Origin of the sequence: Lactobacillus ultunensis DSM 16047 (assembly GCF_001436305.1) — a bacterium.
Taxonomy (GTDB): Bacteria; Bacillota; Bacilli; order Lactobacillales; family Lactobacillaceae; genus Lactobacillus; species Lactobacillus ultunensis.
In genome coordinates, this window is record NZ_AZFO01000002.1 from 14,961 (window position 1) to 41,929 (window position 26,969).

Annotated in this window: 23 protein-coding genes, 1 tRNA gene and 1 pseudogene; 10 read left to right on the top strand and 15 right to left on the bottom strand. The window is 36.8% G+C overall.

The window, feature by feature from the left end; genetic code table 11:
* Positions 1-20 precede the first annotated feature (20 nt).
* The 12 genes and pseudogenes from FC57_RS00740 to FC57_RS00795 all read right to left on the bottom strand — a co-directional run bounded on the left by FC57_RS00740 (position 21) and on the right by FC57_RS00795 (position 14,300).
* Positions 21-1,334: pseudogene (locus FC57_RS00740) on the bottom strand (C1 family peptidase).
* A 127-nt stretch (positions 1,335-1,461) separates the two neighbouring features.
* Positions 1,462-2,388: an L-lactate dehydrogenase gene (locus FC57_RS00745; protein ID WP_007125480.1), complete on the bottom strand. Its 927-nt coding sequence runs from the start codon at positions 2,386-2,388 to the stop codon at positions 1,462-1,464.
* 172 nt (positions 2,389-2,560) lie between these two features.
* Positions 2,561-3,931, bottom strand: coding sequence for a flavocytochrome c (locus tag FC57_RS00750; protein ID WP_007125479.1), 1,371 nt, complete (start codon positions 3,929-3,931; stop codon positions 2,561-2,563).
* A 12-nt stretch (positions 3,932-3,943) separates the two neighbouring features.
* Positions 3,944-5,344, bottom strand: coding sequence for a class II fumarate hydratase (locus FC57_RS00755; RefSeq protein WP_007125478.1), 1,401 nt, complete (start codon positions 5,342-5,344; stop codon positions 3,944-3,946).
* Between the two features lie 127 nt (positions 5,345-5,471).
* Entirely contained in the window at positions 5,472-6,173 is a 702-nt protein-coding gene (locus tag FC57_RS00760) for a methionine ABC transporter permease (protein WP_007125477.1), read from the bottom strand.
* Positions 6,166-7,227, bottom strand: a complete 1,062-nt coding sequence (locus FC57_RS00765) for a methionine ABC transporter ATP-binding protein (RefSeq protein ID WP_007125476.1) — start codon at positions 7,225-7,227, stop codon at positions 6,166-6,168. Before FC57_RS00765 ends, FC57_RS00760 begins: the two co-directional genes overlap by 8 nt.
* Before the next feature lie 11 nt (positions 7,228-7,238).
* Positions 7,239-8,099 (bottom strand): MetQ/NlpA family ABC transporter substrate-binding protein, encoded by an 861-nt coding sequence (locus FC57_RS00770; RefSeq protein WP_007125475.1) that lies wholly within the window; start codon positions 8,097-8,099, stop codon positions 7,239-7,241.
* A gap of 471 nt (positions 8,100-8,570) precedes the next feature.
* The gene (locus tag FC57_RS00775; protein ID WP_007125474.1) at positions 8,571-10,991 is read right to left on the bottom strand and encodes an HAD-IC family P-type ATPase; all 2,421 of its coding nucleotides are present in this window, start codon (positions 10,989-10,991) and stop codon (positions 8,571-8,573) included.
* A gap of 83 nt (positions 10,992-11,074) precedes the next feature.
* The gene (locus FC57_RS00780; RefSeq protein ID WP_007125473.1) at positions 11,075-11,581 is read right to left on the bottom strand and encodes a dihydrofolate reductase; all 507 of its coding nucleotides are present in this window, start codon (positions 11,579-11,581) and stop codon (positions 11,075-11,077) included.
* An 11-nt stretch (positions 11,582-11,592) separates the two neighbouring features.
* Positions 11,593-12,549, bottom strand: coding sequence for a thymidylate synthase (locus tag FC57_RS00785; RefSeq protein WP_007125472.1), 957 nt, complete (start codon positions 12,547-12,549; stop codon positions 11,593-11,595).
* A gap of 141 nt (positions 12,550-12,690) precedes the next feature.
* Entirely contained in the window at positions 12,691-14,076 is a 1,386-nt protein-coding gene (locus FC57_RS00790; RefSeq protein ID WP_007125471.1) for an amino acid permease, read from the bottom strand.
* Positions 14,077-14,208: 132 nt separating this feature from the next.
* Positions 14,209-14,300: transfer RNA gene (locus FC57_RS00795), tRNA-Ser, on the bottom strand.
* A 119-nt stretch (positions 14,301-14,419) separates the two neighbouring features.
* Here FC57_RS00795 and bsh point away from each other — a divergent pair.
* Complete coding sequence (gene bsh, locus FC57_RS00800) at positions 14,420-15,397, top strand: choloylglycine hydrolase (protein ID WP_007125470.1); 978 nt, start codon at positions 14,420-14,422, stop codon at positions 15,395-15,397.
* 103 nt (positions 15,398-15,500) lie between these two features.
* Positions 15,501-16,076: a phosphatase PAP2 family protein gene (locus FC57_RS00805; protein WP_007125469.1), complete on the top strand. Its 576-nt coding sequence runs from the start codon at positions 15,501-15,503 to the stop codon at positions 16,074-16,076.
* A gap of 55 nt (positions 16,077-16,131) precedes the next feature.
* Here the strand turns inward: FC57_RS00805 and FC57_RS00810 are convergent, their stop codons facing one another.
* Positions 16,132-16,965, bottom strand: a complete 834-nt coding sequence (locus FC57_RS00810; protein WP_007125468.1) for a DegV family protein — start codon at positions 16,963-16,965, stop codon at positions 16,132-16,134.
* 223 nt (positions 16,966-17,188) lie between these two features.
* Here FC57_RS00810 and eno point away from each other — a divergent pair, with 223 nt between their 5' ends.
* Positions 17,189-18,475 carry a phosphopyruvate hydratase gene (gene eno, locus FC57_RS00815; RefSeq protein WP_007125467.1) on the top strand — a complete coding sequence of 429 codons (1,287 nt, stop codon included), beginning with the start codon at positions 17,189-17,191 and terminating at the stop codon, positions 18,473-18,475.
* A gap of 80 nt (positions 18,476-18,555) precedes the next feature.
* On the opposite strand, the gene FC57_RS00820 is transcribed toward eno, so the two are convergent.
* The gene (locus FC57_RS00820) at positions 18,556-19,209 is read right to left on the bottom strand and encodes a DUF4767 domain-containing protein (RefSeq protein ID WP_007125466.1); all 654 of its coding nucleotides are present in this window, start codon (positions 19,207-19,209) and stop codon (positions 18,556-18,558) included.
* 76 nt (positions 19,210-19,285) lie between these two features.
* Entirely contained in the window at positions 19,286-19,771 is a 486-nt protein-coding gene (locus FC57_RS00825) for a nitroreductase family protein (protein ID WP_007125465.1), read from the bottom strand.
* 132 nt (positions 19,772-19,903) lie between these two features.
* Here FC57_RS00825 and FC57_RS00830 point away from each other — a divergent pair, with 132 nt between their 5' ends.
* The 7 genes from FC57_RS00830 to FC57_RS00860 all read left to right on the top strand — a co-directional run bounded on the left by FC57_RS00830 (position 19,904) and on the right by FC57_RS00860 (position 26,924).
* Positions 19,904-20,767 carry an ROK family protein gene (locus FC57_RS00830; protein ID WP_007125464.1) on the top strand — a complete coding sequence of 288 codons (864 nt, stop codon included), beginning with the start codon at positions 19,904-19,906 and terminating at the stop codon, positions 20,765-20,767.
* 198 nt (positions 20,768-20,965) lie between these two features.
* Positions 20,966-22,348 (top strand): glycoside hydrolase family 1 protein, encoded by a 1,383-nt coding sequence (locus FC57_RS00835; RefSeq protein WP_007125463.1) that lies wholly within the window; start codon positions 20,966-20,968, stop codon positions 22,346-22,348.
* Positions 22,348-23,781 carry a PTS sugar transporter subunit IIC gene (locus FC57_RS00840; protein WP_007125462.1) on the top strand — a complete coding sequence of 478 codons (1,434 nt, stop codon included), beginning with the start codon at positions 22,348-22,350 and terminating at the stop codon, positions 23,779-23,781. The genes FC57_RS00835 and FC57_RS00840 overlap by 1 nt, the downstream gene beginning before the upstream one ends.
* A 41-nt stretch (positions 23,782-23,822) precedes the next feature.
* A complete protein-coding gene (locus FC57_RS00845) occupies positions 23,823-24,065 on the top strand; it encodes a hypothetical protein (RefSeq protein ID WP_007125461.1) in 243 nt (80 codons plus the stop codon).
* A 140-nt stretch (positions 24,066-24,205) separates the two neighbouring features.
* Complete coding sequence (locus tag FC57_RS00850; RefSeq protein WP_040529376.1) at positions 24,206-24,928, top strand: GntR family transcriptional regulator; 723 nt, start codon at positions 24,206-24,208, stop codon at positions 24,926-24,928.
* A gap of 10 nt (positions 24,929-24,938) precedes the next feature.
* The gene (locus tag FC57_RS00855) at positions 24,939-26,420 is read left to right on the top strand and encodes a family 1 glycosylhydrolase (protein ID WP_007125459.1); all 1,482 of its coding nucleotides are present in this window, start codon (positions 24,939-24,941) and stop codon (positions 26,418-26,420) included.
* 93 nt (positions 26,421-26,513) lie between these two features.
* The gene (locus FC57_RS00860) at positions 26,514-26,924 is read left to right on the top strand and encodes a DUF3284 domain-containing protein (RefSeq protein WP_007125458.1); all 411 of its coding nucleotides are present in this window, start codon (positions 26,514-26,516) and stop codon (positions 26,922-26,924) included.
* The last annotated feature ends 45 nt before the right edge of the window (positions 26,925-26,969 follow it).

Below are 26,969 nucleotides of genomic sequence, written 5' to 3' on the forward strand. Positions count from 1 at the left end.
AAAGTTAGACTTTAAATATTTTAACCAATATTATCCCAAGGCTTTAGATCTACTGCTGGACCTTCTGCCAACTTAACTTGTTCATCGGTCAAAAATTCTTTTCTTACGACTACATCATAAACATAGTCTTCAAACCATTGTTGACTCATTTCGTAGAAACCCTTATGACCATATTTATCGCCCCAAGAGTTTTCTACCTTCCATTTACGAATATGACCATTGTCTTCATCAACACCAACCAATGTCATATCGTGAGTGGCAAAGCCTTCACCAGTAGCTAAACGATCTGCCTTGCTCATCTTAGTATCAACATCAAATAATTTATCAGTTTGGTAAAGTTCACTGTCTAAGTAGCCAGTCTTTCTTTCCATTTGCTTTAAGACATCGTTACCAAAAATTACGGCATCCCCTGACTTAAGTTGTGCTACAGCAGCTTGAGCCAAGTATTCAATTGGCACGTTTAAGAACTTAATTTGATCACCGCCATCAACATTGTCATAAAGTCGCATATGGTAAAGAGTGTTGAAATCGTGGTTAGGACAGTTTGACAAAACTACATAATCATCAAAATTAAAGTCCTTAAAGTACTTTTATACAAAAGCACGTGGAGTCAAATCACGTTCCAAGTGATACTTCTTATCATCGTCACGGTATTCCAAGTCAAACTTCTTAGGTGGTTCACCTAATGCAACAGAAACCATGCGATAAACTTCATTCAAGAATCGCTTCTTGGTCTTTTCTAATTGATCTTGCTTGCCTTCTTGAACTAATTTACGCAAAACCATTGCGTCTTTTCTCTCTTTACGAGCAAGTGAATCAATTAAACCAGTCGTATCATTTGAGTTAAAACTTTCTGGCATTGCATATGAAGGAACCACGCCATACTTTTTAACTAAGTTAATAGCCATGCTCCATAAACCGCCATCTTCACCGGCAAAGCCCAACCATGATTGTACTTCTCGATCATCGATTGGCTTATCAGCTAAGCGAATAATAGCATCATAAAATGCATTGGCACGTTCAATCTTGTCCCAAAAGAAGTTGTAGGCTTGTGAAAAGGTAAAGTCCTTAACCTTATTCTTCTTACCGAAATAGTGACGTAAAACGTTCAAAGTTGCGAATTCCCAACAACGACCTGAATGCTTTTGATCAGTAACGCCACCAACATCCAATTCAGTTGAAAAGACATGGTTTAAACGTTCTGCGACACGGTCATTAAAAGAAGCTTCGAGCAAACCACTGCGACGAGCGGCACGAGAAGCAACTTGATTTTTACTATTAGAGTTAAAATCAGCAGAAAAATCTGTGATTTCTTGATCTGAAATAACTGTCATATTTTACCTCGTTTTTTGTTTCTCATTTTTTATTAATAATCATACATTTTTTCAAGCCAAGCCGCAAGCCTCAAATAAAAAAGACATTCGGATAATCCGAACGTCTTTACAGATTTAATTATCTAAATTAAAGTTCAATACCATCTAAAACTTCTTGCATCTTATCAGCTGAGTTAATCATCTTTGCCTTTTCAGCATCTGAAATCTTAGTTTCAATAACTTGTTCAATACCTTGACCATTAATAACAGCTGGAGTACCCAAGTAAAGATCATGCTTGATACCATATTCACCATTAATAGGTGCAGATAATGGTAAGCAAATTGAACGGTTATCCAAAATTGCACTCACAATTTGAGTAAGCATCATAGCAACACCGTAGAATGTAGCACCCTTGTTGGCAATAATCTTGCCGCCCTTCTTGCGGACGTCAGTTTCAATTTGACTTAAAACATCATCGTTGATTTCTGAGTAATCACGAAGAGCTTTACCATCAACAGTTGATTCATCAAAGTTTTCGAAACTAGTATCACCGTGTTCACCAAGAACCATTGAGTTAACCTTGGCAACTGGAACATTAAGCTTCTTAGCAAGTTCAACACGTAAACGCATTGAGTCAAGTGAAGTACCAGTACCAATTACACGGTTCTTAGGGAAGCCTGACAATTTTTGAGTTAAAGTAGTCAAAATATCAACTGGGTTTGCGGAAACTACGAAGACACCCTTGAAGCCTGAATTTACAACTGGTTCAACAATACTCTTCAAGATCTTAACGTTCTTAGCAACCAAGTCAAGTCTAGTTTCACCTGGTTTACGAGGAACACCAGCAGTAATTACACAAACATCTGCATCCTTAGCATCGCTATAATCAGCTGGGTGAATATCGGTTTGACCCATAAATGGAGTAATATCTTCAAGGTCCATTGCATCCCCAACAGGACGATCCTTAGCAACATCAAAAATTGCTAATTCATCAACAGTTGCATTTTGCAATAAGTCATTTGCAAAAGTAGAACCTACCGCACCATCACCAACAAGAAATACTTTTCTACTCATAAATTTAATATGTCCTTTCAAAAGTAATTATCTTTTTAATCTACATGACCATTATACACTAAGCGCTTACATTAAGACACCATCTATTATTTGATCACTGCAAAATAACCTTCTTAACTAGTATCATAGAAAAAAGAGTAAGTTTTCCTTACTTTCTTTAGAAAAAGATTATTTATTTTCTTGCATATTTAGCCATTTGAATACCAGCCTGACGGCCAAATACAACTGTTTCAGCAATAGAGTTACCACCAATACGGTTATTGCCGTGAAGTCCACCAGATACTTCACCGGCAGCATAGAGGCCCTTAATTACATTACCGTTTGTATCAAGGACTTGAGTTTCAGTATTAATGTGAATTCCACCCATTGTGTAGTGAACTGCAGGGTGAACATGAATTGCAAAGAATGGTCCCCGATCCAATTCACGATCCATACCAGTAGTTCTGCCAAAGTCTTTATCCTTATGGCTTTCAACGGCTTTATTCCAGCGTTCAGCTGTTGCAGTTAGGTTCTTGCCATCAACACCAATTTCTTTGGCTAAATCAGTTAAACTATCACCATGTTTTACTAAACCAATGTGATCATAGAATTCAACTGCAGCAAAGTGAGCCCGAACACCAGAATCAAAGATTAAGTAAGCCCCATCTTCATGCAAATTAGTAATCGCACCAGAAATAATCTTCCGTGTATTCAATTCGTTGACAAAACGATTGCCGGCCTTATTAACCAAAATTGCGCCTTCACCACGTAAGCCTTCACCGATTAAGTAAACGTGTGGGTTATCAGTATCGGCAGTTGGGTGAACTTGAATAAAGTTCGTTTGCATCAATTGTGCATCTAATGCCTTAGCTAACTTCAAACCATCACCCGTTGCGCCAGGTTGATTGGTTGTCTTGTAGTCAACCAAATCAGGACGATATTTCTTAATAATATCCTTTGAAGCACCGAAGCCACCGGTTGCTAACAAAACGGCCTTAGCCTTAATGGTTTTCGTTCCTTCACTCGTTTCAACTTCTACGCCATTGACCTTTTTGTTCTTGTCTTGCAAAAGCTTAGTGACTTTAGCACCTGTAAAGATATCAACGCCAGCTTTTTTCACTTGAGTAGTCAAACGGGAAGTTAAATAGAAGCCAACTGGTTCCATTGATCCAGGACGGTGAGCTCTCTTCTTACTCATCCCTCCCGTAATAGTCAAATCAGTCAATCGTACGCCATACTTCATCAACCAGCTAATGGCAATGGCTGAATGATCAACGAAGTACTTAAGCATAGCGCGGTCATTTAACAAACCGCCACCTTTTAAAGTTTCTTCATAAAAGTCGTGGTTACTGTCAATGATTCCTTCATCCAATTGAACCAATGATTCTGAGGCATTCATCCCACTAGAAGCACGGCTGGTGTTACCACCTGTCTTGTCATTCTTTTCTAAAACAACAACGTTTAATCCAAGTTCACGCGCTTGTAATGCTGCAGTTAAACCAGTACCACCTGAACCGATAATTACTGCATCATACTTATTCTTTAATTCTTTATTATTCGGCATAACTATCCTCTACTATTCTTCTGGAGTGGACTTATCAACATTAGTCATCTTCATGTAGTCCATCCATTCGTCATATTGTTCTTCAGTAACTTTACCGCTCTTAAGTGCAGCTTCCTTTAAAGTTGTACCTTCTTTATCAGCAGTTTGGGCAATCTTAGCAGCTGCATGATAACCGATATGTGGTGACAAAGCAGTAACAGTCATTAATGAGTTTTCAAGCAATTCGTCCATGCGTTCATCATTAACGGTCAAACCATGAATCATTCTGTCAGCAAAACCAGTAATGGTACCAGTCAAGATTTCACATGAATCAAGGAAGGAAGCAATTAATACGGTCTTGAAGACATTCATTTCAAAGTTACCTTGTGAGCAGGCAAAAGTAATGGTTGTATCATTACCAAAAACTTTAGCAGCAGCCATGGTTACTGCTTCAGCTTGAGTTGGGTTAACCTTACCTGGCATGATACTTGAACCAGGTTCATTGGCAGGAATATTTAATTCATGGTAACCAGCACGTGGACCTGAAGCAAGCAAACGGATATCTTGCGCAATCTTGAACATGTCAGCAGCTAAAGTCTTTAAGGCGCCGTGAACAACATCTAGACCAGAATGGTGTGCTAAGCCCCAGAATTTATTAGTCTTAACTTTAAATTCGTGACCGTAAACTTCCGATAATTTACCAGCAATCTTTTCAGTCATACCTGGTGCAGCATTAAGTCCAGTACCAACTGCGGTACCACCAATTGCTAATTCATATAAAGTTGGCTTCAATTCTTGAATGTATGCCAAATCATGCTTAAGAGCTGAAATGTAGCCAGAAACTTCTTGACCAAAAGTTAATGGAGTTGCGTCTTGCAAGTGAGTACGCCCTACCTTAACAGTCTTCCAGTACTTTTTTTCTTTGATTACCAATTCATCAATTAAATGTTGAATTGCTGGTTCCAACTTATCTAAGGCTTCAACGGCAACAATATTCATAGCTGTTGGATAAGTATCATTAGAAGATTGACCACGGTTAACATCATCGTTGGGCAAGATGCCTAAACCAGGATGCAATTTATTAGCTAAATTAGCAACTACTTCATTAACGTTCATGTTGCTTTGAGTACCTGAACCTGTTTGAAGCACGTGAAGTGGGAAATCTTTTCTCAATTCTTCATCATCTAAAGCTAACAGGTGATCGATAGCATCTTCAATAGCTTCACCTTTTTCTTTAGGTTCATCCCCAACTTCAACGTTAGATTCAGCAGCAGCCTTCTTTAAATGCAAAAAGGCACGAATAATTTGTAGTGGCATAAGTTCACCACTCGGGAAATTGTTGCGACTTCTTTCTGTTTGTGGACCCCATAAAGCATCTTTAGGGATTTTTACAGGACCAATAGTGTCGCTTTCAATACGGTATTCTTCGCTCATATTTTTCCTCCTTATTATATAAATATAAGGTATTCATAGTTTTTCAATCAACTTTTATAATACCTGTAAAGGCTTTCTTTTTCAATCCAAGAAAAAAGTCTAAGATCACAGTCTTAGACTAAATCTTCTATCTATTTTGATGGTTCATCTTCTTAGCAAAGAAGTCACCCACAATTTGTACAATAAAGATCAAAATTACTACTAAAATTGTAGCAACCCAGGTTACATCACTATTGAAACGGTTATAACCATATGAAATTGCTGTGTTACCCAAGCCACCAGCACCAATAGCACCAGCCATTGCAGTCAAACCAATCAATGAAATAATCGTAACTGTAGAAACTCTAATCAACTCTGAACGAGATTCACGCAGATAGACATCAAAGATAATATCTGAAACAGTTGCACCTAAACTTTGAGCAGCTTCGATTTTTCCAGTATCCACACTTTCAAGAGCAACTTGCACCTGACGGGCATAGAATGGAAAAACACCCAAAGTTAATGGCACTAACGCTGCCTTCATACCAATCTGGGTACCAACAATTTTTTGTGTAACAGGAGCGACAAAAGCCAGCAAGATTACAAATGGAATAGCTCTAAAAATTGAAACTAGTTTATCGCAAACATTGTACCAGAACTTGTTTGGATGAATACCATCATACTTGGTAACTACTAACAACACACCAAAGATAATCCCAAGAATACCACCAAAAATAGTAGCCCAGAAGGTCATGAACAATGTTTGAAAAATACTGGTTCCCCAACCGGCATCTCCACCCCAGCCAAGCTGCACAACATTTGGACAAATTTTTGCAAACCAACTAATCATCTAAATTCCCCTTTTCATCCAATCTAGTCAAAGTAACGTTTTGTTTTTGCAAGAACTCTCTAGCCTGCTCTTGCTTATCTGCATCCCCTTTAACTAACACTACTAAGGTACCAATGGCCTCACCATTTAGAAGTTCAACGTTACCATAAAGCATTGATACTTCAACGCCAATTTGACGATAAAGTTCAATAATAATTGATTTCGTCACGTTAGCAATACTGTAAACTAATTGGTAAACTTCTTCGTTTTCTCTTAATTTGCCTAAGTTCAAAGCATCAAGTGTTTGAATAGCTTCAAGACTACCACCAACAAAACGCTTAGTTAATTTCTTCTTAGGATGCAAGAATACTTGACGCAAACTACCATTTTCAATAACTTGACCATGTTCCATTACAGCAACTTTGTTACAGATCTTCTTAACTGCATCCATCTCGTGCGTAATCAATACAACTGTTAAACCCAACTTTTTGTTCAATCGTTTCAATAGATCCAGAATTTGTTGCGTATTTTGCGGATCAAGGGCACTAGTTGCTTCATCGGAAATCAAGATATCTGGATGATTGGCTAAGGCACGAGCAATAGCCACTCTTTGCTGTTGACCACCAGAAAGTTCTACCGGATAAAAATTAGCTTTGTCTTTCAAATCAACCAAGTCAAGCAGTTCCAATGATCTCTTTTCCAGTTCATCATCTGAAAGTTTGGCATGTTTCAAAGCAAAGGCTACATTTTCAAGGACCGTCGTTTCATTTAATAGATTAAACCCTTGGAAAATCATACCGATCTTTCTACGTTCCAATTGCAGCTTTTTGTTGGAAATTACTTGTTTGCCATTTTGGACAAAATCAACATTGTTAACTTTGATATCACCAGCAGTAGGATGCTGCAATAGATTAATTGTTCTTACCAAAGTTGACTTACCTGCTCCAGAAAAACCAACTACTCCATAAATGTCACCTTTTTCAATATGTAAGCTAACATCATGAACTGCTCGAACAAGCTTGCCCTTCTTTTGTGGAAAATCGACATTAATATGATCTAATTGAATAATACTCATCTTTCAGCCTCCTACTTAATCTTGATATCCCAAGCAGCAATTTGTGAATTGCCATAGAAATGTTTCGTTAACTTCTTAGTCTTTTCAGTTTGGTAAGCCTTAACTACATCTTTATAAAGCTTATTGTTCTCTTGACCCTTCTTGGCACAAATAATGTTGATCCATTGCTTTGAATCTTTATTAACTGGTTCAATGTAAATAGTTTGTTTATCACCCAAGCCTGCTGGACCAGCATAGTCGTTATTAACAACTGAGGCATCTACCGAGTTGATTACTCGACCAGTTTGTTCAGCACCTACTTCTTTTAATTTGAGATTATGAGGATTCTTAGTAATATCAGCAACAGTTACTAAAGCTTTGCCTTTTCTTAATCCAATCAAGCCCGCATTCTTTAAAACAAACAAAGCTCTTGATTCATTAGTAGCATCATTAGGAATAGCAATGGTGGCACCATCTGGTAAATCTGCTAACTTTTTATATTTCTTTGAGTACAAACGAATTGGGGCAATGTAAGTTTTACCAATTGGAACTACGCCACCACCGTTTGATTTATTCCAAGCCTTTAAAAATGCGTAGTGCTGGAAAGCATTCAAGTCAACATCTCCAGATTTCAACGCTTTATTTGGTTGATTATAATCTGTAAAGTTCTTGATCTTAATTGTAATACCGTAATCTTCTTTAGCTGTTTTAGCTACACTCTTCCAAATTGCAGCGTCTTGTTTACTTTGGGAAACAACACCTACCGTGACTGTCTTATTTTGAGCCTGATTATTAAAGTTAAGCCCAGGTCCAAAACTAAACCATCCAGCAATAATAATTACTACTGCAATAATTGACCAAATAATTGTATTTCTCCGTCTCCGTTTTCTCATAAAGCTCACTCCTAAAATTTAAATGAAAATAAAAAGAGCATTCATCCAAAAGGACGAATGCTCGTGTTACCACCTTTAATTCACTTATCACTTACGTAATAAGCCTCAATGACTATCTAAAAAATAGTCTGCATTGTTAACGGGTGCAAATCCGCTGATAGCTAACTATCACTACCAGTCATCGTTCCAAGCCCATATTCGCTAGATTTTGTTTGCCAACTTTCACCACAATGTTGGCTCTCTTTATAAACAAAAGACTAGTTACTCAGCTCTTCAAGATGTTTAGTTATGATTTGTTATAAATAAGCTATCATCATTTTTTAATCTAGTCAACACATTTTTAATTTTTCTTCTGAGAAAGCGGTTTTATTTTATAATGAACTTAAATCTAATAATTACTAAGGAAAAATAAATGAAGAAAAAGAACTATCTGTTTTTCTACAACAGATAGCTCTTATTTTTTATAGACTTTTACTCTTGAATGTTTTGGCGACCACGATGATAGGCTTCATGCACGTCCGCAAAAGTCATATTTTTGCCTTTTTGATCAAAGACTACCAATACTTCTCTTACGCCATCCAAAATTCTGGACAACCAACGGAAAATAGTAGTTGCTGCACAGAACAAAATAAACAGAATAAAAATTGCCTTATTTGAAATCATTGTCATTGAGAACAGATCGTGCAAGAAGATGATTGCCAAAATTAAGCCGAGGAATGAACCCATCATGACACTTAACCGGAATTTATTCAGTGGTGCTGAGATATGGTAAAGCACCATCATCCCTACCGCAACTAATAATAGCGTAGCTGTAGTTCCCACATCATTATGATCTAAAGAAATATAACTACCAGCAATCACTAAAATACTTACAGCAAGCATGTCTGTCACCCCACCGGGGATTGCTCGTGACAAAACATTAGGAATAAATTGACCACGAATTCGATTATGATTGCTTTCTAAAGCCAGCAGGAATGAAGGCAATCCGATTGTGAAGGCTGAAATCAAAGTAATCTGAGAAGGCTGCAATGGATAATTGATAACCATCACTAATGAGAAAATAGCCATTAAGAATGAGAAAATGTTTTTTACTAAGAACAAACTGGCTGAACGTTGAATATTATTAACTACTCGCCGTCCCTCATTCACAACTTTAGGCATTCTAGCAAAATTAGAATCCAGCAACACAACTTGTGAAGCTTGAACCGCTGCGCTATTGCCTGAAGCCATTGCAATTGAGCAATCAGCCTTTTTCATAGCTAAAATATCATTTACCCCATCACCGGTCATCGCTACAGTATTCCCTTGCTTTTGGAGAGCTTTAACAAATTTACGCTTTTGTTCAGGCTTTACTCTGCCAAAGACACTGTATTTTTGAACAGCTTCCTCATAACCATCTTCTGGTATTTCCTGGGCATCAATATATTTATCAGAATTTTGAATACCAGCTTGTTGAGCAACTCGAGAAACTGTAACCGGATTATCACCTGAAATGACTTTAATCTCCACTCCTTGCTTAGCAAAGTATTCAAAAGTTGCTTTAGCTTCTTTTCTAATTGGATTAGATAAAAGGATATAACCGTAAACCTCAACTGGTTGAGTTAACTTAGAATCATCTTCAGTCAAAATTGCTGGATAATAAGCCACAATTAAAACACGATAACCAGTGGCCGCATATTTTTCAAATTCATCTTTATAGTCTTCAAACTGATCACGCAATACCATTTCTGGCGCACCAATCAATAAAGTATGATCATCGAAAATCACGCCACTGTATTTATTAACCGAAGTAAAAGGCAAAATACCCGTAGCTTTTTTGCCTGTCTTTTCAGTGAAGTGAGCATGAACTGCTTTCATGGTGGCATTATCAGCAGGCATTGCTTGAGCGAAGTCACCAATTATTGGATCTAAATTTTGCCCTTTAAAATCTCTTGAAGGAATAGCTTTTTCTACACTCATTTTTGACTCAGTAATCGTACCAGTTTTATCAACACAAAGTACATTGACCCGTGCCAAAGTTTCTACACTCTTCATATCATGCAACATTACTTGTTTCCGCGCTAGACGCACAGCAGCTAAAGCCAAAGCGATAGTTGTTAAAAGATAAAGTCCTTCTGGAATCATGCCGATAATTGCGGCTTCCATTGAAACAATACTGCGGTAAAGAGACATATGGTTGACAAAAAAGCTCATTGAGAACAAGGCTATTCCCAAGGGAATAATGATAATACCGACCCATTTAATTAATTTGTTAATTGAACGGACCATTTCTGATTGTTCACTACTCCCCATTTCTTTGGCTTTAATAGTCAATTTAGAAATGTAGCTTTCTTTGCCCACACGTTCTAATTCCATATAGGCTGAACCAGAAACAACAAAAGAGCCGGACATTAATTCATCATCAACATCTTTAGAAATTTCGTCAGATTCCCCGGTCAATAGTGATTCATTAACCCGAATGTTCCCTTTAACTACACGGCCATCAGCAGGGATTTGATCGCCAGTCTTCAAAAGGACAATATCGCCTTTAACCAATTGTTCTATTGGTACCTCTTTTTCCTTGCCTTCGCGCAAAGCAACAATATCGGTGGCATTCATTACGTTTAGTTTACTCAAGATCTTTTTTGCCCGAATTTCCTGCACGATCCCAATCACAGTGTTCAGGATAATAACAGGTAAAAAGGTTAGATCTTTATAAGCACCAACTAAAACTAGCAAAATCGATAAGACCAGGAAGATCAAGTTGAAATAGGTAAAGAGGTTTTCTCTAATAATTTGCTTATTCGTCTTAAATTGATCATCAACAGCTTTATTGATTTCACCAGCATTAATTCTTTCTTGAATTTGGCTACTTGTTAAGCCTGTTTCCAAATTAGTTTTTTCTTCGTTCATTTTTATTACCCGACCAATACTTTTTATGTGTTCTTTCTATTATACATAAGAACAAAAAAAGCTCGCAAACTTGCGAACTAATTTTAGTGTTTTCTAACATAAGTTAAGAAAGTATATGGAAATTTATTTTTCTCATCTGCTGGATGAGCTTCTTTTTTAATTAATTTAAATTTATCATAGTCAATTTCTGGCATCACTGTATCTGCTGAAAAGACCCCATCAATTTCAGTTTTTGCCAGAATATCAACTTGATCTATCAAAGCCTTAAAGATCGAAACACCACCGATAGCACATATTTTTTCTGAACGATGATTTTGCAAGTATTGATTAAGTTCTTCAAGTGAAGCAAGAATGATTACCTGATCATTTGTTTGATACTTTTTCTTTAAGTCCTCATTATGAGTCAAAACAATATGTTTTCTCTTCGGTAATAGTCTGGGTAAACTAGCAAAAGTTTTTCTTCCCATAATTATTGGATGATTTATCGTTTCTTCTTTAAAGTGCTTCAAATCTGCTGGTAAGTGCCAAGGCAAATGTCCATCGACACCAATCTGATGCTTCTTATCCTCTGCCCAAACGTATTCAATCATATTGTTTCATCCTAAACCGCAACCGGCGCCTTAATTGTGCCATGATGCTTATAATCTATAACTTTAATATCCTGCATTTCAAAATCTTCGATATGTTTCTTATCAGGATTCAACCAAAGTTGTGGTGAATCATACGGTTTGCGACTAAGCAATTCTTTAACCTGATTAAAGTGATTGCGATAAATGTGAGCATCCCCCAAAGTATGAACAAATTCACCTACTTTAAGACCTGTTTTCCGGGCAATCATATTTAACAGGAGCGCATATGAAGCGATATTAAAGGGAACACCTAAAAACATATCGCCACTTCTTTGGTATAATTGCACGCTAATTTTACCGTCAACTACATAGAATTGAAACATTACATGGCATGGTGGCAATGCACTAGTTGGCACATCTTCAGGATTCCAAGCTGTAACAATCATTCTTCTGGAATCGGGCGTTTCTTTTATTTGCTTGATCACATTAGCAATTTGATCAATAAAACCACCATCACGTTTTTGCCAATGGCGCCATTGTGCACCATATACATCCCCTAGATTGCCATATTTAACTGCAAAAGCTTCATCATCTAAAATCCGCTGATCAAACTTTTTCATTTCTGTTTGATAAATTTTATTGAATTCAGGATCACTCTGACTGCGTAAACCAAAATCAGTCATATCTGGACCATCATACTCTTCACTAGTTACCCAATTTTTAAAAGCCCATTCGTCCCAAATATGATTGTGATGCTCAAGTAAAAAACGAATGTTGGTATCACCACGTAAGAACCATAAAAGCTCACTTTTAATCAGACCAAATGGAACTCGTTTAGTTGTTAAAAGTGGAAAACCTTTAGAGAGATCAAAACGCATTTGAGCACCAAAATAACTTCTAGTACCTGTCCCTGTTCTATCACTCTTGTCATGGCCTTCCGTCATAATTTTATTCAAAAGATCCAAATACGGTTGTTCAAGAATTGCCATTTTTACACACCTTTCAGGAATTTTATCTTTATTACCATACCATATATCTAGTGGGTTTGATAATGAAAGTCACTAGACTTAGTGTTTTTATTATTTTTGGCAAAACAAAAAAGATGAACTGAATCATCTTTTTAACTTATATTAATTTTTCTTAAATTCACTCTTATGACGGATCAAGTACACAACAGTCGCTACAATTAAAACTAAAGCTCCGACAATAACTGAAATTCTTGTATCTGGATTAATAAACATAAAGACTACGATCACCAAGAGCATCAGAAAAGCAAAGTAATTAGAGAATGGATAAAGCGGCAATTTAAACGGATGGTTCTCCATCGTTTTCTTATTATGCTTTCTAAATCTTAATTCAGCTAGCAAGATTACAAACCATGGGATCATTCCTGGTAAAACAGATGAACTGAATACAATCACAAAGAGATCGGATGCAGAATGATTAAACTGAGAAGCAATTACGTTTAAAACAAATCCCAAGAAAATTCCACTAGAAATTCCCATAATTGCACGATCAGGAACAATTCTCTTGGAAATATGCTTAAAAATTCCAGGTGCTTCATTATCATGTGACAATTTAAAGAGCATTCTACTGGATGAATAAATTCCTGAGTTAGCCCCTGATAAAGCTGCCGTCAAGACAACAAAGTTAATAATTGACGCTGCGGCCGTAATTCCCACTTTGGCAAAAGTAGTAACAAAAGGCGAACCTAAAGAACTTAACTTATCCCATGGATAAATAGTAACAATTACAAAGATTGCACCTACATAAAAGATCAAGATTCTTAATAAAACCGATTTAACGCTTTTTACTATTGCTTCTTGCGGATTCGAAACCTCACCTGCTGAGATCCCTAAAAGTTCAATACCTTCATAGGATCCCACAATGATAGACATCGAGAAGAAAAATCCTTTCAATCCACCAGTAAAGAAACCACCATGAGCCCACAGATTGCTAAATCCTGTTGGCTTGCCTCCATTACCAACACCAAAGAAGATCACAATAAAACCTAAAATGATCATCAAGATGATGGTAACGACCTTGATCATCGCAAACCAGAATTCTAGCGATGCATAAGCCTTCGCACTAGCTAAGTTGGCAATCAATAAAAACGCGATAATGATGATCCCTGACCATAAAGCACTAATATTAGGCCACCAGTATTTCAAGTATTCCGTTGCGGCCACTACTTCAGACATCCCTACCACGATATATTCAAAAACATTAGCCCATTCTGCTAAATAGCCAGCTAAGGGATGCACATATTCTGTGGCATAATCTGCGAATGATCCTGTACCTGGATTTACATACAGCATTTCTCCTAATGCGCGCATTACTATGTAAAGGATTAAACCAACAAACATGTACGCTAATAAAACAGAAGGTCCTGTCCATTTAATAGTTGAGGTTGATCCCATAAATAAGCCGACACCAATTGCACCGCCTAGAGAAATCATCTCCATTTGGCCAGCGGTCATAGTACGACTAAGTTGAGGGGCATTATTCTTTTTCATTCAACAACTCCCTATCTAAATCAATCTATCCTACATTAACCCAACTTTTTATTTCATTAAAATTTGGCCTTTTTGTCAAGCTGAAAATAAAAAAACTACCATTCAACTCATGGTAGTCTTTAGTATTCAATCTGGAGGAGTGTACAGGATTTGAACCTGCGCGCCAAGGAAAACTTGGTTCGCCGGATTTCGAGTCCGGTGCATTACCACTCTGCCAACACTCCGTAACGTACTCATTATAACCTATTTAAAAAAATAGTCCAAAATAATTTTCTTTTTTGTGTTGAACTATTACAATTTATTCTAGTGCATTTACAGATATGGATATAGAAAAGAGAAAAATATGTGTACATCAATTATATTTAGCCCTAAAGATCACTACTTTGGTCGTAACCTCGACCTCGAAGTTAGTTTTGGTCAACAAGTTATAGTTACACCTCGCAACTATAATTTTAAATTCCGCAAGATGCCAGATATGAAAAAGCATTTTGCCATGGTAGGTATTGCTCTTAATGCCGGAAATTATCCCCTATACTTTGATGCAGCTAACGAAAAGGGATTAGGCATGGCTGGTTTGAATTACCCTGGCAATGCTACATATTACAAGGAAAAAGAAGGCAAAGACAATATTGCTTCTTTTGAATTTGTTCCTTGGGTTTTAGGACAATGCAGCAATATTAGTGAAGTAAAAGAATTGCTTAAAAACTTCAACATTATAGATTTAAACTTCAGTGATAAGATGGAAGCTTCACCACTTCACTGGTTAATTGCTGATAAATCAGGTACTTCTATTGTGGTAGAAACTGACAAAGATGGGATGCATATTTATGATAATCCCGTTGGTTGCTTGACTAATAATCCTCAATTTTCAAAACAATTGTTCAATCTCAACAATTACGCTGACATTTCCCCTGCAATGCCTAAGAATAATTTCTCAGACAAGGTAAATATGGATGGCTACAGTCGTGGGCTTGGTTCACGCAATCTCCCTGGCGGCATGGATTCAGAATCACGTTTTGTTAGAGTTGCTTTCAACAAATTCAATGCTCCTCATTGCGAAACTGAGGAAGAAAACGTGGATAATTACTTCCACATCTTGCACTCTGTAGAGCAACAAAGGGGACTCGATCAAGTAGGTCCTGACGCTTTTGAATATACAATTTATTCAGATGGAACCAACTTGGATAAAGGTATCTTTTACTATACTACTTACACTAACAAGCAAATTAATGTAGTAGATATGAATAAAGAAGATCTAGACAGTGATAAATTAATTACGTATGAATTATTAACTAAACCGAACTTTAATCATCAAAACTAAGAAAAGAGAAAATAATGTTAATTTTATATAAAGATCGATATTATTTTCTTTTTTCCGGTTAAAATAAGAGTGGTAAATATATTAGTGAGGGTATTGTGCATTAATGAATAGTTATCTTGTATTATCGCTGGCAACAACGATTTTATTATTACTCATTTTTAGTATTAAAAACTCGCGTCGTTTTAACCTATTTGACCATTGGCTTCACCATCAGCTCGTTAAGAAACGTGATGGGTATCGCTGGCAAGTAATTGCCTTCATTAACGATCCTAAGCTAATGGTTGTTTGGGATGTACTTTTAGCCGGTTTGCTTTTAAACGAGGAACGTAATTTAACTGCTCTTTGGGTATTAGGTACATTAGGGTTTGCAGATCTTTCAGGAATTATTCTGAAAAGATTAATTAGACGTAAACGTCCAATTATGCACTCAGACATGGAAGATGGTTATAGTTTTCCTAGCGGACACGTATTAGGAGCAACTACGATAGGGTTAATTCTTCTTCAACTCTTTGGTAAAGAATTCGGATTAGCTTTTACCATTGGCATTGTTGCTCTTTGGATTATGGTAATTATTTCTCGTTTAAGCTTGAAGGCCCATTACCCTTCCGATGTTATCGGTGCAACTAGTTTGGCAATTGTTTGCTTTAGTATTTCAGAGCAATTATTTTTAGCTATTTAACAAATTAACAAAAAATCATGTCAACATCAGTTGGCATGATTTTTTCTTTGTCTTATTATTCGTGGAAGCCAATCATGATGCCACCCTCTTCAGCATAAAAACTACATAAGCCATGCATGGACCTAATCGTAATTCTGGCATCTGGAAATTCCGCTAATAATTTTTCTTTAATTGTATTTGCATCCTTTTCATTTTCACATTGGTCAATAATTACCTCTCCACCATGATAATTATCATCTTTCATATATTTGATAACTTCACGAATTGCTCTTTTCATTCCTCGAGCTTTGCCTAAAGGTTCTAGTTTGCCTTCTTTACTAGCAGTTCCAATTAAGTTTATTTTTAACAAACCAGCAATCTTAGCAACAGCTGGAGATACTCGACCATTTAGTGATAGATTATGCAAAGATTGTAAAATGAAAAGCAAATGCGTATGTACTCTAAATTTAGCAATCTCTTCTTCAAGATCAACAAAACGAATATTATTCTGCAGCATTTGACGAATACCATTTACTACCACAGTCAATTCTGGACCAGCACTTCTAGAATCAACTACAATAATTTGGCTAGTCGGATGCTTTTCTTGATACATTTCCTTAGCTTGCAAGGCCGAAGAAAAAGTTCCGCTCATACCACTTGTCATCGTAATTAAAACAGCTTTTTCTGTTCCTTTTAATGCATCAAGCCATGCTTGAATGCTTGGGCAAGTCGTCTTACCAGCTACTTGATTCTTATTCATATCTGATAAAAATTCTTTTATGTTTAAATTTTGATTATCAATATAATCTTTGCCATTAAATGAAATCGTTAGAGGCACTACTTGTAAATTATGCTCAGGGTCACTTTCCATATTGCTGCTTGAATCAATAATTATTTTAATATCTTCCATACTGCAAATTCCTCGTTCTGTAATCGCTTTATTACATATATTATAGCGCTTTGATATAGTATTTTTTAATGTGCTTTACGAATTTTTAAAATGTAAACCGCTTTCATATGTTTACACAATCACAAAGTTAGGCTAAAATTTGAATTGTAAAGCGGAGCAAAAATTGTTCCGTATGGTATGTATAAATTTGTAAACATGCCATAATTTTTGAGGAGGTTTATTAATGCTCAAATCAGTTATTGAAAATGTACACGCACTCGAAATTTTTGACTCTCGTGGTAACCCAACTGTCGAAGCTTTCGTTACCCTTTCAAACGGTGTCGTAGGTAAGGCAGAAGTTCCATCAGGTGCTTCTACTGGTGAAAACGAAGCTGTTGAATTACGTGACGGTGGTTCACGTCTTGGTGGCAAGGGCGTTTCAAAGGCTGTTAACAATGTTAACACTGAAATTGCTAAGGCTTTAAAGGGTATGGACGCTCATGACCAAGCTAAGATCGACCAAACTATGATCGACTTAGACGGTACTCCAAACAAGGGTCGTCTTGGTGCTAACGCTATCTTAGGTGTATCAATGGCTTGTGCTGTTGCTGCAGCTAAGGACTCACACCAACCTTTGTACCGTTACCTTGGCGGTATTGATCTTGAAATGCCACAAACTTTCCACAACGTTATCAACGGTGGTGAACACGCTGACAACGGTATCGACATCCAAGAATTCATGATCACTCCAATCAAGAAGACTTCATTCCGTGACGGTTTCGAAAAGATCGTTAACACTTACCACACTTTGAAGAAAGTTCTTGAAGACATGGGTTACGAAACTGGTTTAGGTGACGAAGGTGGTTTCGCACCTAACATGAAGAACTCAGAAGAAGCTTTGAAGGCTTTACACGAATCAATCATCAAGGCTGGTTACAAGCCAGGTGAAGATATTGGTATCGCATGTGACTGTGCTGCTTCATACTTCTACAACAAGGAAGACGGCAAGTACCACCTTGAAGGCAAGGTTCTTGACGATGAAGAATTAGCTGCATACTACGACAAGCTTTTGAAGGAATTCCCTGAATTAATGTCAATGGAAGACCCATATGACGAAAACGATGTTGACGGTATGGTTAAGTTCACTAAGAGCCACAAAGACCGTATCCAAATCGTTCTTGACGACTTCATTTGTACTAACCCAGCACTTTTGAAGAAGGCTATTAAGGAAGGTGCCGGTAACGCTTCATTAATCAAGTTGAACCAAATCGGTACTGTTACTGAAACCCTTGAAACTGTTCGTATGTCACGTAAGAACGGTTACAACACTATGATTTCTCACCGTTCAGGTGAAACTGGTGACACCTTCATCGCTGACTTAGCCGTTGCTGTAAACGGTGGTCAATTGAAGACTGGTGCTCCAGCTCGTTCAGAACGTGTTGAAAAGTACAACCGCTTACTTGAAATCGAAGAACAACTTGACGGCGGCGAACGTCTGGCATTCTTCCCAGACAGCGTTGACCACGATTAATTTCGATTAACCGAGTACAATTTCAACAAAAAGCATGTAGATTGATTTCTACATGCTTTTTTGTTTTATATTTAATTCAATTATTGCTGATAAACTTTTTCAAAATCCTTGTTTAATACAGGATCTTTAACCTTCTTAACTATTATGGATCCACCCTTTTTAGACTGGTCAAGTAAGATAATTAGCTTATTATTTTTTAGACAGAATAAGTAAGTATTATGCCAAGTCTTAAAATCTGCATTAGCAATTGCAACCACATTATATTGATACTTGTTTTTGCCTAGCGGACTATAACCAAGCTTTATCGTCTTTTTATTCAAAATGAAGTTGTTTTGTGTAAAAACAGTCGGGTAAGTTGCGCCCTTTTTAGTCTTCAATAGATGAATACCGTCATAGAAACGATATCTTTTACCAGCCGCTCTACTCCATTTATTAACTGCTATCTGCAATTTGTTAGTTTTAGCTTTATTCCAATTAGTTTTAACTACCTTTTTAGTCTTCTTAACTTTTTTATTTTTCTTTACTTTCTTAGTAGTTTTCTTTGCTGACGCAGTCTTTTTCTTAGGTACTACTTTCTTTTGAGAAGACTGCTTTTTTACTGCTTCTTTTTTCTTAGATTCTGTCTTCTTAGCACCAATTGTAATAGCATCCCTACCAAAATGAACCTGGCTACAACCAGATAAGGTTGCAGTCAGCAATAAAGCCGACACTCCTACTAAATTTTTTTTATCCATAAATTCACCATTTTCACTATTTAGTTAACTCAATTATATATTAAAAAAAGGACTGATTAACAGCCCTTTCATAAACTTAATAAATGGTAACTTGATAGCGATGTGAACGATCTTCTTTTTCAGGTTCTTCAGCAATTTCTCCGACAGAGACAATAACCGTTGTTTGATAAGCTTGATCAATGCCTAATTCTTTTTGAAGATCGGCATCATCATTAAGTTTAACAGCTCCACCCATGACATAGACTGAACCTAAGCCCAGGTCCGTAGCTTCAAGCATAATGTTTTCTGCAGCAGCTGATGCGTCACGTTCACCAAACATGCTATCTTTTTTGGTATTGATTATAAATAAAACAGGAGCATTATAACAACTATTACCTGTAACCTGCTCAATTTTACTACGCAGACCCTTATCTTTTACAACTACCAGGTTCATCACATCGGCTTGATGCATGCCACATGGTGAAGTTTGAAATGCGGCAACAATTTTCTTAATATCTTCGTCTGAAACTGCATCTGCTTTAAACTTTCTTACAGCTCTTCTATTTTCAAAAATTGAATTCATATTTTTCTCCTTGGAGTAAAACTCTCTTCGCTTACTTTTATTTTAACATTAGTCAGCTTATTGACAACGCTTTCAAAAGCAATTATGATTGATTTGAAAAGTATAGATTTTTAAATTAAGGAGAATATAAAAATGGATTTAGCCGCAATTGACATTGGTGGTACAACTATTAAAATCGCAACTTGGAAAGACAATCAATTACAAGACAAACATGCAGTTGATACACCCAAAGATTTGGAAAGTTTCTATCAAGTCTTAACTGATGAAGTCAACAAAATTAAAGAAAATACTGACATCAAAGGTGTTGCAATTTCCTCACCTGGTGCCGTTAACCAAAAGACAGGTATTATTGGCGGATCAAGTGCAATCCCATATATTCACAACTTCAAAATTGTTGACGAATTAGAGAAGCGTTTTGGCTTACCTGTTTCCATTGAAAACGACGCAAATTCTGCTGCTCTTGGTGAACTTGCAGAAGGCAGTGGTAAGGGATGCGACAGCATGGCCTTCTTCGTCATCGGTACAGGTATCGGTGGTGCTTTAATTATTAATCATAAAGTTTGGCATGGTGCCCATTTATTTGGTGGCGAATTCGGCTACATGATTATGGGAGACCATACTTTAAGCGAACTTGCCTCCCCTGTCTCAATGGCTAACAGATACAATGAAAGAACTGGCAAGCATTTAGATGGTAAAACTATTTTTGAATTGGCAGATCAAGATGACCCTGTAGCTAGCGATGTCCGTCAAACTTTAATCCATTCTTTAGCTGTAGCCATCTACAACATTCAACACAGTTTTGATCCAGAAAAAATTGTTCTTGGTGGTGGTATTTCTAATAACCCTGAATTAATACCACTTTTAAACAAAGAAATCGATCGCTTAAGAGATGGTCTAGATCTTGTAACTTTAAAGCCAGATATTGTCCTCTGTAAGTTAAAGAGTGAAGCAAATCTTCGTGGTGCAGTGGCAGACTTTGAACAAAACCATCAATAAAAGAATAACTAAAAAGATAAATTATTTGTTATTTTTAGATTTTTAAGCATCTTATAAAGCCCTTGGTTATGGGCTTTTTCTTTTACTCAAAATAAAAGTATATATTTTTAATATAAAAAGTCTTTATTTTTATATTTAATCTGATATACTAATTGGTGTAGAGAATTGAAAGTGCTTACAGAGGGAGAGAAGAAATAAATGACTGAAAAGCGCAAACTACCATCTACATTCTTCTGGGGAAATTCAGTTTCAAGTATGCAAACTGAAGGTGCCTGGAATGAAGATGGTAAAGGTCTTTCCGTCTATGATGTCCGACCGGCTACTGACAATACTACTGATTGGCATGTAGCAATCGACGAATATCATCGATACGATGAAGATCTTGATTTGCTGAAGGACATGCACATGAATATGTATCGAATACAAATTTCATGGTCACGTGTATGTCCCGATGGCGACGGCGATTTCAACCAAAAAGGTATCGACTTCTATGACCGTTTAATTAATGCCATGCTCAAACGCGGCATTCAACCAATGATCTGTCTTTACCATTTCGATATGCCTTTGAATTTAGCCAAAAAATATAATGGCTTTATGTCAAGACATGTGGTTGATGCATTCGTCCGTTTCGGTAAAAAAATGATTGATCACTTTAGTGATCGCGTCAAATATTGGATCGTCTTCAATGAACATAACCTATACTTCCAAGATGAAGTTTTCAATATTTCAGGTTATGAATCTGGAGATAAGAGTTTGGATGATATGTACACTATCTTCCATCATACGATGATGTGTCATATTCGGTTAGCAAACTACATTCACGAAAATTACTCAGATGTAAAGATCGGTGGAATGCTCGCTTACCAACAAATTTATCCAGCTACAAGTAAACCAGCTGATGTCTGGGCAGCTAAGCAAGTGCAGGAGTTCTTGAACTTTAACATTTACGATGCTGACACAGGTCACGGCTATTCACCAGAAGTAATGCAATACATGAAGAATCATGATATTCACATGGACATTACCGATGAAGATAAAGAGATTATGAAGAAAGCAAAAGCTGACTTCTTAGCTTTCTCTTATTATTCATCTTGGGTTTTATCAAGTGATAAAATTCCAGCTGGTGAAGCACCTAACCGTTATCTCAATAAAGGTGGAGTTGAATCCAAATTTGTTAAGACTAACGATTGGGGTTGGGCAATTGACCCACTCGGATTTAGGAATGCGATTACTACTATGTATAATTACTATCGTATCCCTATTTTCCCAATAGAAAATGGTATAGGTCTCAAGGAAACTTGGGATGGTGAACACATGATAGAAGATGATGAGCGTATTGCTTACCATCGTGATCATATTAAAGCCATGAAGGATGCTATTTTTGATGATGGTGCTGAAGTACTTGGCTATCTTGGTTGGGGCTTGATTGATATTCCAAGTTCCCATGCTGATATGGAAAAGCGTTACGGTGCTGTTTATGTAAATAGATCTAATCATGATCTTAAGGATTTAAAACGTGTACCTAAGAAATCATTCTACTGGTTCCAAAAGGTATTTAAAGACAATGGAGATGAATTATAATGGCTGATAAAAAACAATCTGGTTTCAGTAATTTTGTTAACAGCAAAATTCTGCCTCCAGTAATGAAATTCGTTAACACGAAAGCTATTGTTGCGTTGCAGAATGGTATGATTTATACTTTGCCATTCATTATTATTGGTTCTATATTCCTGATTTTAGGTAATATTCCTATTCCAGCTGTCGCAAATGCTATTAATGCATCTGGTTGGGGTGCTATCTTTAACCAAGCTTACACTACAACTTTCTCAGTAATGTCATTGTGGGCATCAATTGGTATTGCCTACATCTATGTTAAGAATGAAGGTTTCGAACCTTTAGCACCAGGTCTTACCTCATGTGCTGCATTCTTAATGCTTCAAACTTTGTCAATTGCTTCTCCTGTTAAGACTGCTTTAACTAGTGGTATTCCTAACGGCATGAAGGCTAAAGAATTTAGTGATGCTATTAGTCAATTACCACATGCAGTTCAAACTTACATCGAAGCTCCTGTAACTGGTGTATTCAACATCACCTGGCTTGGTGGTGACGGGATGATCGCTGCTATTATTATCGGTCTTCTTGTTGGTTGGATTTACAGTGGCATTGTTAGAAGAGGTTGGACTATTAAGCTTCCTAAACAAGTTCCACCTGCAGTTGCTAACCAGTTTACTGCTATGATTCCTGCCGGTATCATTTTAATCGGTTCTATGCTTATCTACGGTGGCTTCAACTTATTTGCACACACTGACTTCTTACAATGGACTTACAACACTATTCAAACTCCATTGCAAGGTATCTCAGACTCATTTGGTGGTGCTATTGCTATCGGTTTCCTTGTTCCATTCTTCTGGTTCTTCGGTGTCCACGGTGGTTTGATCGTTGGTTCACTTGCTGGTCCTATGCTTCAAGCTAACTCATTTGATAACGCTCAATTATACAAGGCTGGTAAATTAACTATTGCACAAGGTGCACACGTTGTTACCAACGAATTCTACAACAACTTTATTAACTTAACTGGTTCAGGTATTACTATTGGTTTGATTATCTTCATTCTTGTAGCTGCTAAATCAGCTCAATTGAAGTCAATTGGTAAATTGGAATTAGTACCTGGTATCTTCAATATTAACGAACCATTCCTCTTTGGTTTACCAATTGTTATGAACCCATTCCTTGCAGTTCCATTCTTCTTAACTCCACTAGTTGTAGCTGCTTCAACTTACTTAGTAATTAGAACTGGTATTGTTCCACCACTTAACGGTTTCGCTGCTCCTTGGACTACACCAGCCGTAATTTCAGGGTTCCTGATCGGTGGTTGGAAGATGGCCATTTGGCAAGCATGTACGTTACTTATCTCAACTGCTATTTACTGGCCATTTGCTAAGAAGTACGATAATGTTCTTGTAAAACGTGAAGCTGCAAAAGCTGCTAAAACAGGTTCAACAACTAACGCTTAATTCAAATTTAGTAATTTCTCTTTATTAGAAGGATCAAAAAAATGTCAGATGAAGTTAAAATTGTAAACGAATTTGATCGTAATGGTCATCATTTCAAGATTGGCGTATCTGCTGATGGACAAGTTTCGGTTTATCTTGATAATGAAACTAAAGCTCATCACGGCTATCACTTCCCTGGTATTATTCAAATACCTAAAGGTATTGAAATCGATGGTCAAATGATTTTACGATTACCAATTGATTGTGATGCCGAAATTGAAAAAGGCATTGCAGACTTAAAGTAATTTCCTAACTATAAGAAAAAGAGATGTCGTTGAACTATAAAAATATAGTAAAATGACATCTCTTTTTTGGTAAAGTATAGACTTTTGTTCTAAAATAGAGATATAAGTATAGTAATCTAATTAGAAATCGGATGATAAACATGGCAAAGGCAAAATATTTAGAGGTCGCAAGTGAATTAAAGAAAAGAATCGAAGATGGCGTCTATAGCAAACAAGAACCCCTACCCGACCAAGAGGCATTTGCTAAAGAGTTTAACGTTAGTCGATTAACTGTAAAGAAGGCTTTTGATGGACTAGAACGTCAAGGTTTAGTTTATAAACAATCTGGATTAGGAACTTTTGTAGCAGGAGAAATTCCTATTAAATCTCAGATAGATGCTCCCGCCAATGCCTTTACAGGTCTGCAAAATCAACTAGGGAAAGATAAAATTAAAAGTAAGATTTTACATTTCTCTGTTGAATTTCCAGATGAGCAAATGCAAAGGAATCTAAATTTAAAGGCAAATGAACCAATTTATAATATCATTCGTCTCAGAGTTTATGAGGATCATCCTTTCATTATTGAACACACTTTTATGCCAATTAAGTTGGTCCCTGATTTAGATGAAAAAATACTTCACTCTTCTATTTACAACTATATTCACCAGAAATTGCATTTAAAGTTTGGTCATGCTTATCGTAAGATTCGTGCCCAGAAGCCTGATCAATACGATATTAAGTACTTAGATGCAAAAGCAGATGATCCTATGCTTGAATTAGAACAGATCATCTGGCTAACAAATGGACAGCCAATTGAATATTCAGTCAGTCGTAATCGCTATGATGCACGTGACTATGTTTTGTTAGATAATAATCGTTTTTAGAGGTTAATTTATGTCATTTAAAAATAGTTTTACTTGGGGTGGCGCTACAGCCGCCAACCAATATGAAGGCGGATATGATGAAGGCGGCAAAGGATTAAACGCTGTCGATGTTTTAACCAATGGTTCTGCAACTGAACCACGTAAAGTTACTTGGAAAAAGCCAAATGGCGAAACTGGAGCTACTCCATTAGTTTGGGGTAAAGAATTCAAGCTGCCAGAAGGAGCTATCCCAGCTATCGTGGATGGCTATTACTACCCTAGTCACCAAGGAACAGATTTTTACCATCATTATAAGGAAGATATTAAATTGATGGCTGAAATGGGCTTTGACATTTTCAGATTATCCATGAACTGGTCAAGAATTTTACCCAATGGTGATGACAAGCTTCCTAATGAAGAAGGGTTAGCTTTTTATGACAAAGTATTTGATGAATGTGGTAAATATGGTATTGAGCCATTAGTTACTTTGTCTCACTATGAGACTCCCCTTTCCTTGATCACTCGTTTTGGTGGCTGGAAAGATCGTCATTTAATTGATGCCTTTGTTCATTATTCCGATATTGTGATGAATCATTATAAAGGAAAAGTTAGATATTGGCTTACTTTTAACGAAATCAATGCCATGGATATGGCCCCTTATATGGGTGGTGGTTTAATCGATGGTAGTGAAGAGAACAGAGCTCGTGGTGCACATAACCAATTCGTAGCAAGCGCTAAAGTAGTTAAGTTGGCTCATCAAATCGATCCTAATAATCGTGTAGGTCAAATGTTAGCCTACTCTGCTTTCTATCCATATACTTGTGATCCTAAAGACCAATTAAAAGTAATGAAGGCTAAGCAAGAAATGTTGTTCTTCAGCGACGTTCAAACTGGTGGACGTTATCCAGACTACCGCTTAAAGCAATATGAACGTGATGGTATTGAACTTAATGATAAAGCAGAAGACTATGACTTAATCGCTAAGTATCCTGCCGATTTCTTAAGCTTCTCTTGCTACACTTCTAATGTTTTAACTACTCATGGAGCAGATGCTAAAGCTTCTGGTAATGTAACCGCTGGTGGCGTTAAGAACCCTTATCTTAAAAGCAATGCCTGGGGTTGGGCAACTGATCCAGATGTTTTAAGAATTGCTTTAAATGACCTCTGGGATCGTTATCACAAGCCTTTATGGGTTGTAGAAAATGGTTTAGGCTCTGCTGATACTCTTGAAAAAGATGGCTCAGTTCACGACGATTACCGAATCAATTACTTAAGAAGCCAAATTAAATCAATGTGCGATGCTGTCACTATTGATGGAGTTGATTTAATGGGGTACACTACTTGGTCAGCAATCGATCTCGTTTCAAATGGTACCGGTGAAATGAAGAAGCGGTATGGCTTCGTTTATGTTGATCGTGATGATCGTGGTCATGGTTCACTTAAGCGTTACCCTAAGGACTCCTTCTACTGGTACAAGAAGGTTATTGCTTCAAACGGTGATGACTTAGATTAATAGATAGTTCAAAGAGCCTAGTGAAAAGCTAGACTCTTTTTTTGTAAAAAGATATTATTAAACTAATAGCTTAGATATAGAGAGGAAAAAATATTGATAACTATTACTAAACAATACAACTTCAAGGCAAAAGATTTCTTTGACTACCTTGATCGTCAACTAATTGACAGCATTAAGAAGGCACGCAACAATGACATGCCTGTAGTATTGAAATCAGGCACAGAGTATGAGCAATCCGGTGCTAAAGTAAAGATCACTGAATACGAACGTGGCAAAGTATATGCCGCTCATTTTGTCTCTGATCGCTTTGATATTGTCATTAAGTATTTAACCGAAGACAATGATCAAGGTGTTAAAATTACCTTCAGTGAAGAAATGAAGCATTTTGAGCGTGAACATCACGGTAAATTGCAAACCATGTTTTATAACTGGCAACTGAAAATGGGAGCAAACAAAGAATTAAAACGAATGGCTGACAACGTTTATGCTAATATGGCTGCTTAGAATTGCCCTCTCAGCATCAAAAAGACCGTAACTCAATCGAGTTAC

Excerpts from the sequence above, each read along its gene's own strand:
- FC57_RS00745 (WP_007125480.1), bottom strand. The coding sequence starts at position 2,388 with ATGAGTAGAAAAGTATTTCTTGTTGGTGATGGTGCGGTAGGTTCTACT.
- FC57_RS00750 (WP_007125479.1), bottom strand. The coding sequence starts at position 3,931 with ATGCCGAATAATAAAGAATTAAAGAATAAGTATGATGCAGTAATTATC.
- FC57_RS00755 (WP_007125478.1), bottom strand. The coding sequence starts at position 5,344 with ATGAGCGAAGAATACCGTATTGAAAGCGACACTATTGGTCCTGTAAAA.
- FC57_RS00760 (WP_007125477.1), bottom strand. The coding sequence starts at position 6,173 with ATGATTAGTTGGTTTGCAAAAATTTGTCCAAATGTTGTGCAGCTTGGC.
- FC57_RS00765 (WP_007125476.1), bottom strand. The coding sequence starts at position 7,227 with ATGAGTATTATTCAATTAGATCATATTAATGTCGATTTTCCACAAAAG.
- FC57_RS00770 (WP_007125475.1), bottom strand. The coding sequence starts at position 8,099 with ATGAGAAAACGGAGACGGAGAAATACAATTATTTGGTCAATTATTGCA.
- FC57_RS00775 (WP_007125474.1), bottom strand. The coding sequence starts at position 10,991 with ATGAACGAAGAAAAAACTAATTTGGAAACAGGCTTAACAAGTAGCCAA.
- FC57_RS00780 (WP_007125473.1), bottom strand. The coding sequence starts at position 11,581 with ATGATTGAATACGTTTGGGCAGAGGATAAGAAGCATCAGATTGGTGTC.
- FC57_RS00785 (WP_007125472.1), bottom strand. The coding sequence starts at position 12,549 with ATGGCAATTCTTGAACAACCGTATTTGGATCTTTTGAATAAAATTATG.
- FC57_RS00790 (WP_007125471.1), bottom strand. The coding sequence starts at position 14,076 with ATGAAAAAGAATAATGCCCCTCAACTTAGTCGTACTATGACCGCTGGC.
- bsh (WP_007125470.1), top strand. The coding sequence starts at position 14,420 with ATGTGTACATCAATTATATTTAGCCCTAAAGATCACTACTTTGGTCGT.
- FC57_RS00805 (WP_007125469.1), top strand. The coding sequence starts at position 15,501 with ATGAATAGTTATCTTGTATTATCGCTGGCAACAACGATTTTATTATTA.
- FC57_RS00810 (WP_007125468.1), bottom strand. The coding sequence starts at position 16,965 with ATGGAAGATATTAAAATAATTATTGATTCAAGCAGCAATATGGAAAGT.
- eno (WP_007125467.1), top strand. The coding sequence starts at position 17,189 with ATGCTCAAATCAGTTATTGAAAATGTACACGCACTCGAAATTTTTGAC.
- FC57_RS00820 (WP_007125466.1), bottom strand. The coding sequence starts at position 19,209 with ATGGATAAAAAAAATTTAGTAGGAGTGTCGGCTTTATTGCTGACTGCA.
- FC57_RS00825 (WP_007125465.1), bottom strand. The coding sequence starts at position 19,771 with ATGAATTCAATTTTTGAAAATAGAAGAGCTGTAAGAAAGTTTAAAGCA.
- FC57_RS00830 (WP_007125464.1), top strand. The coding sequence starts at position 19,904 with ATGGATTTAGCCGCAATTGACATTGGTGGTACAACTATTAAAATCGCA.
- FC57_RS00835 (WP_007125463.1), top strand. The coding sequence starts at position 20,966 with ATGACTGAAAAGCGCAAACTACCATCTACATTCTTCTGGGGAAATTCA.
- FC57_RS00840 (WP_007125462.1), top strand. The coding sequence starts at position 22,348 with ATGGCTGATAAAAAACAATCTGGTTTCAGTAATTTTGTTAACAGCAAA.
- FC57_RS00845 (WP_007125461.1), top strand. The coding sequence starts at position 23,823 with ATGTCAGATGAAGTTAAAATTGTAAACGAATTTGATCGTAATGGTCAT.
- FC57_RS00850 (WP_040529376.1), top strand. The coding sequence starts at position 24,206 with ATGGCAAAGGCAAAATATTTAGAGGTCGCAAGTGAATTAAAGAAAAGA.
- FC57_RS00855 (WP_007125459.1), top strand. The coding sequence starts at position 24,939 with ATGTCATTTAAAAATAGTTTTACTTGGGGTGGCGCTACAGCCGCCAAC.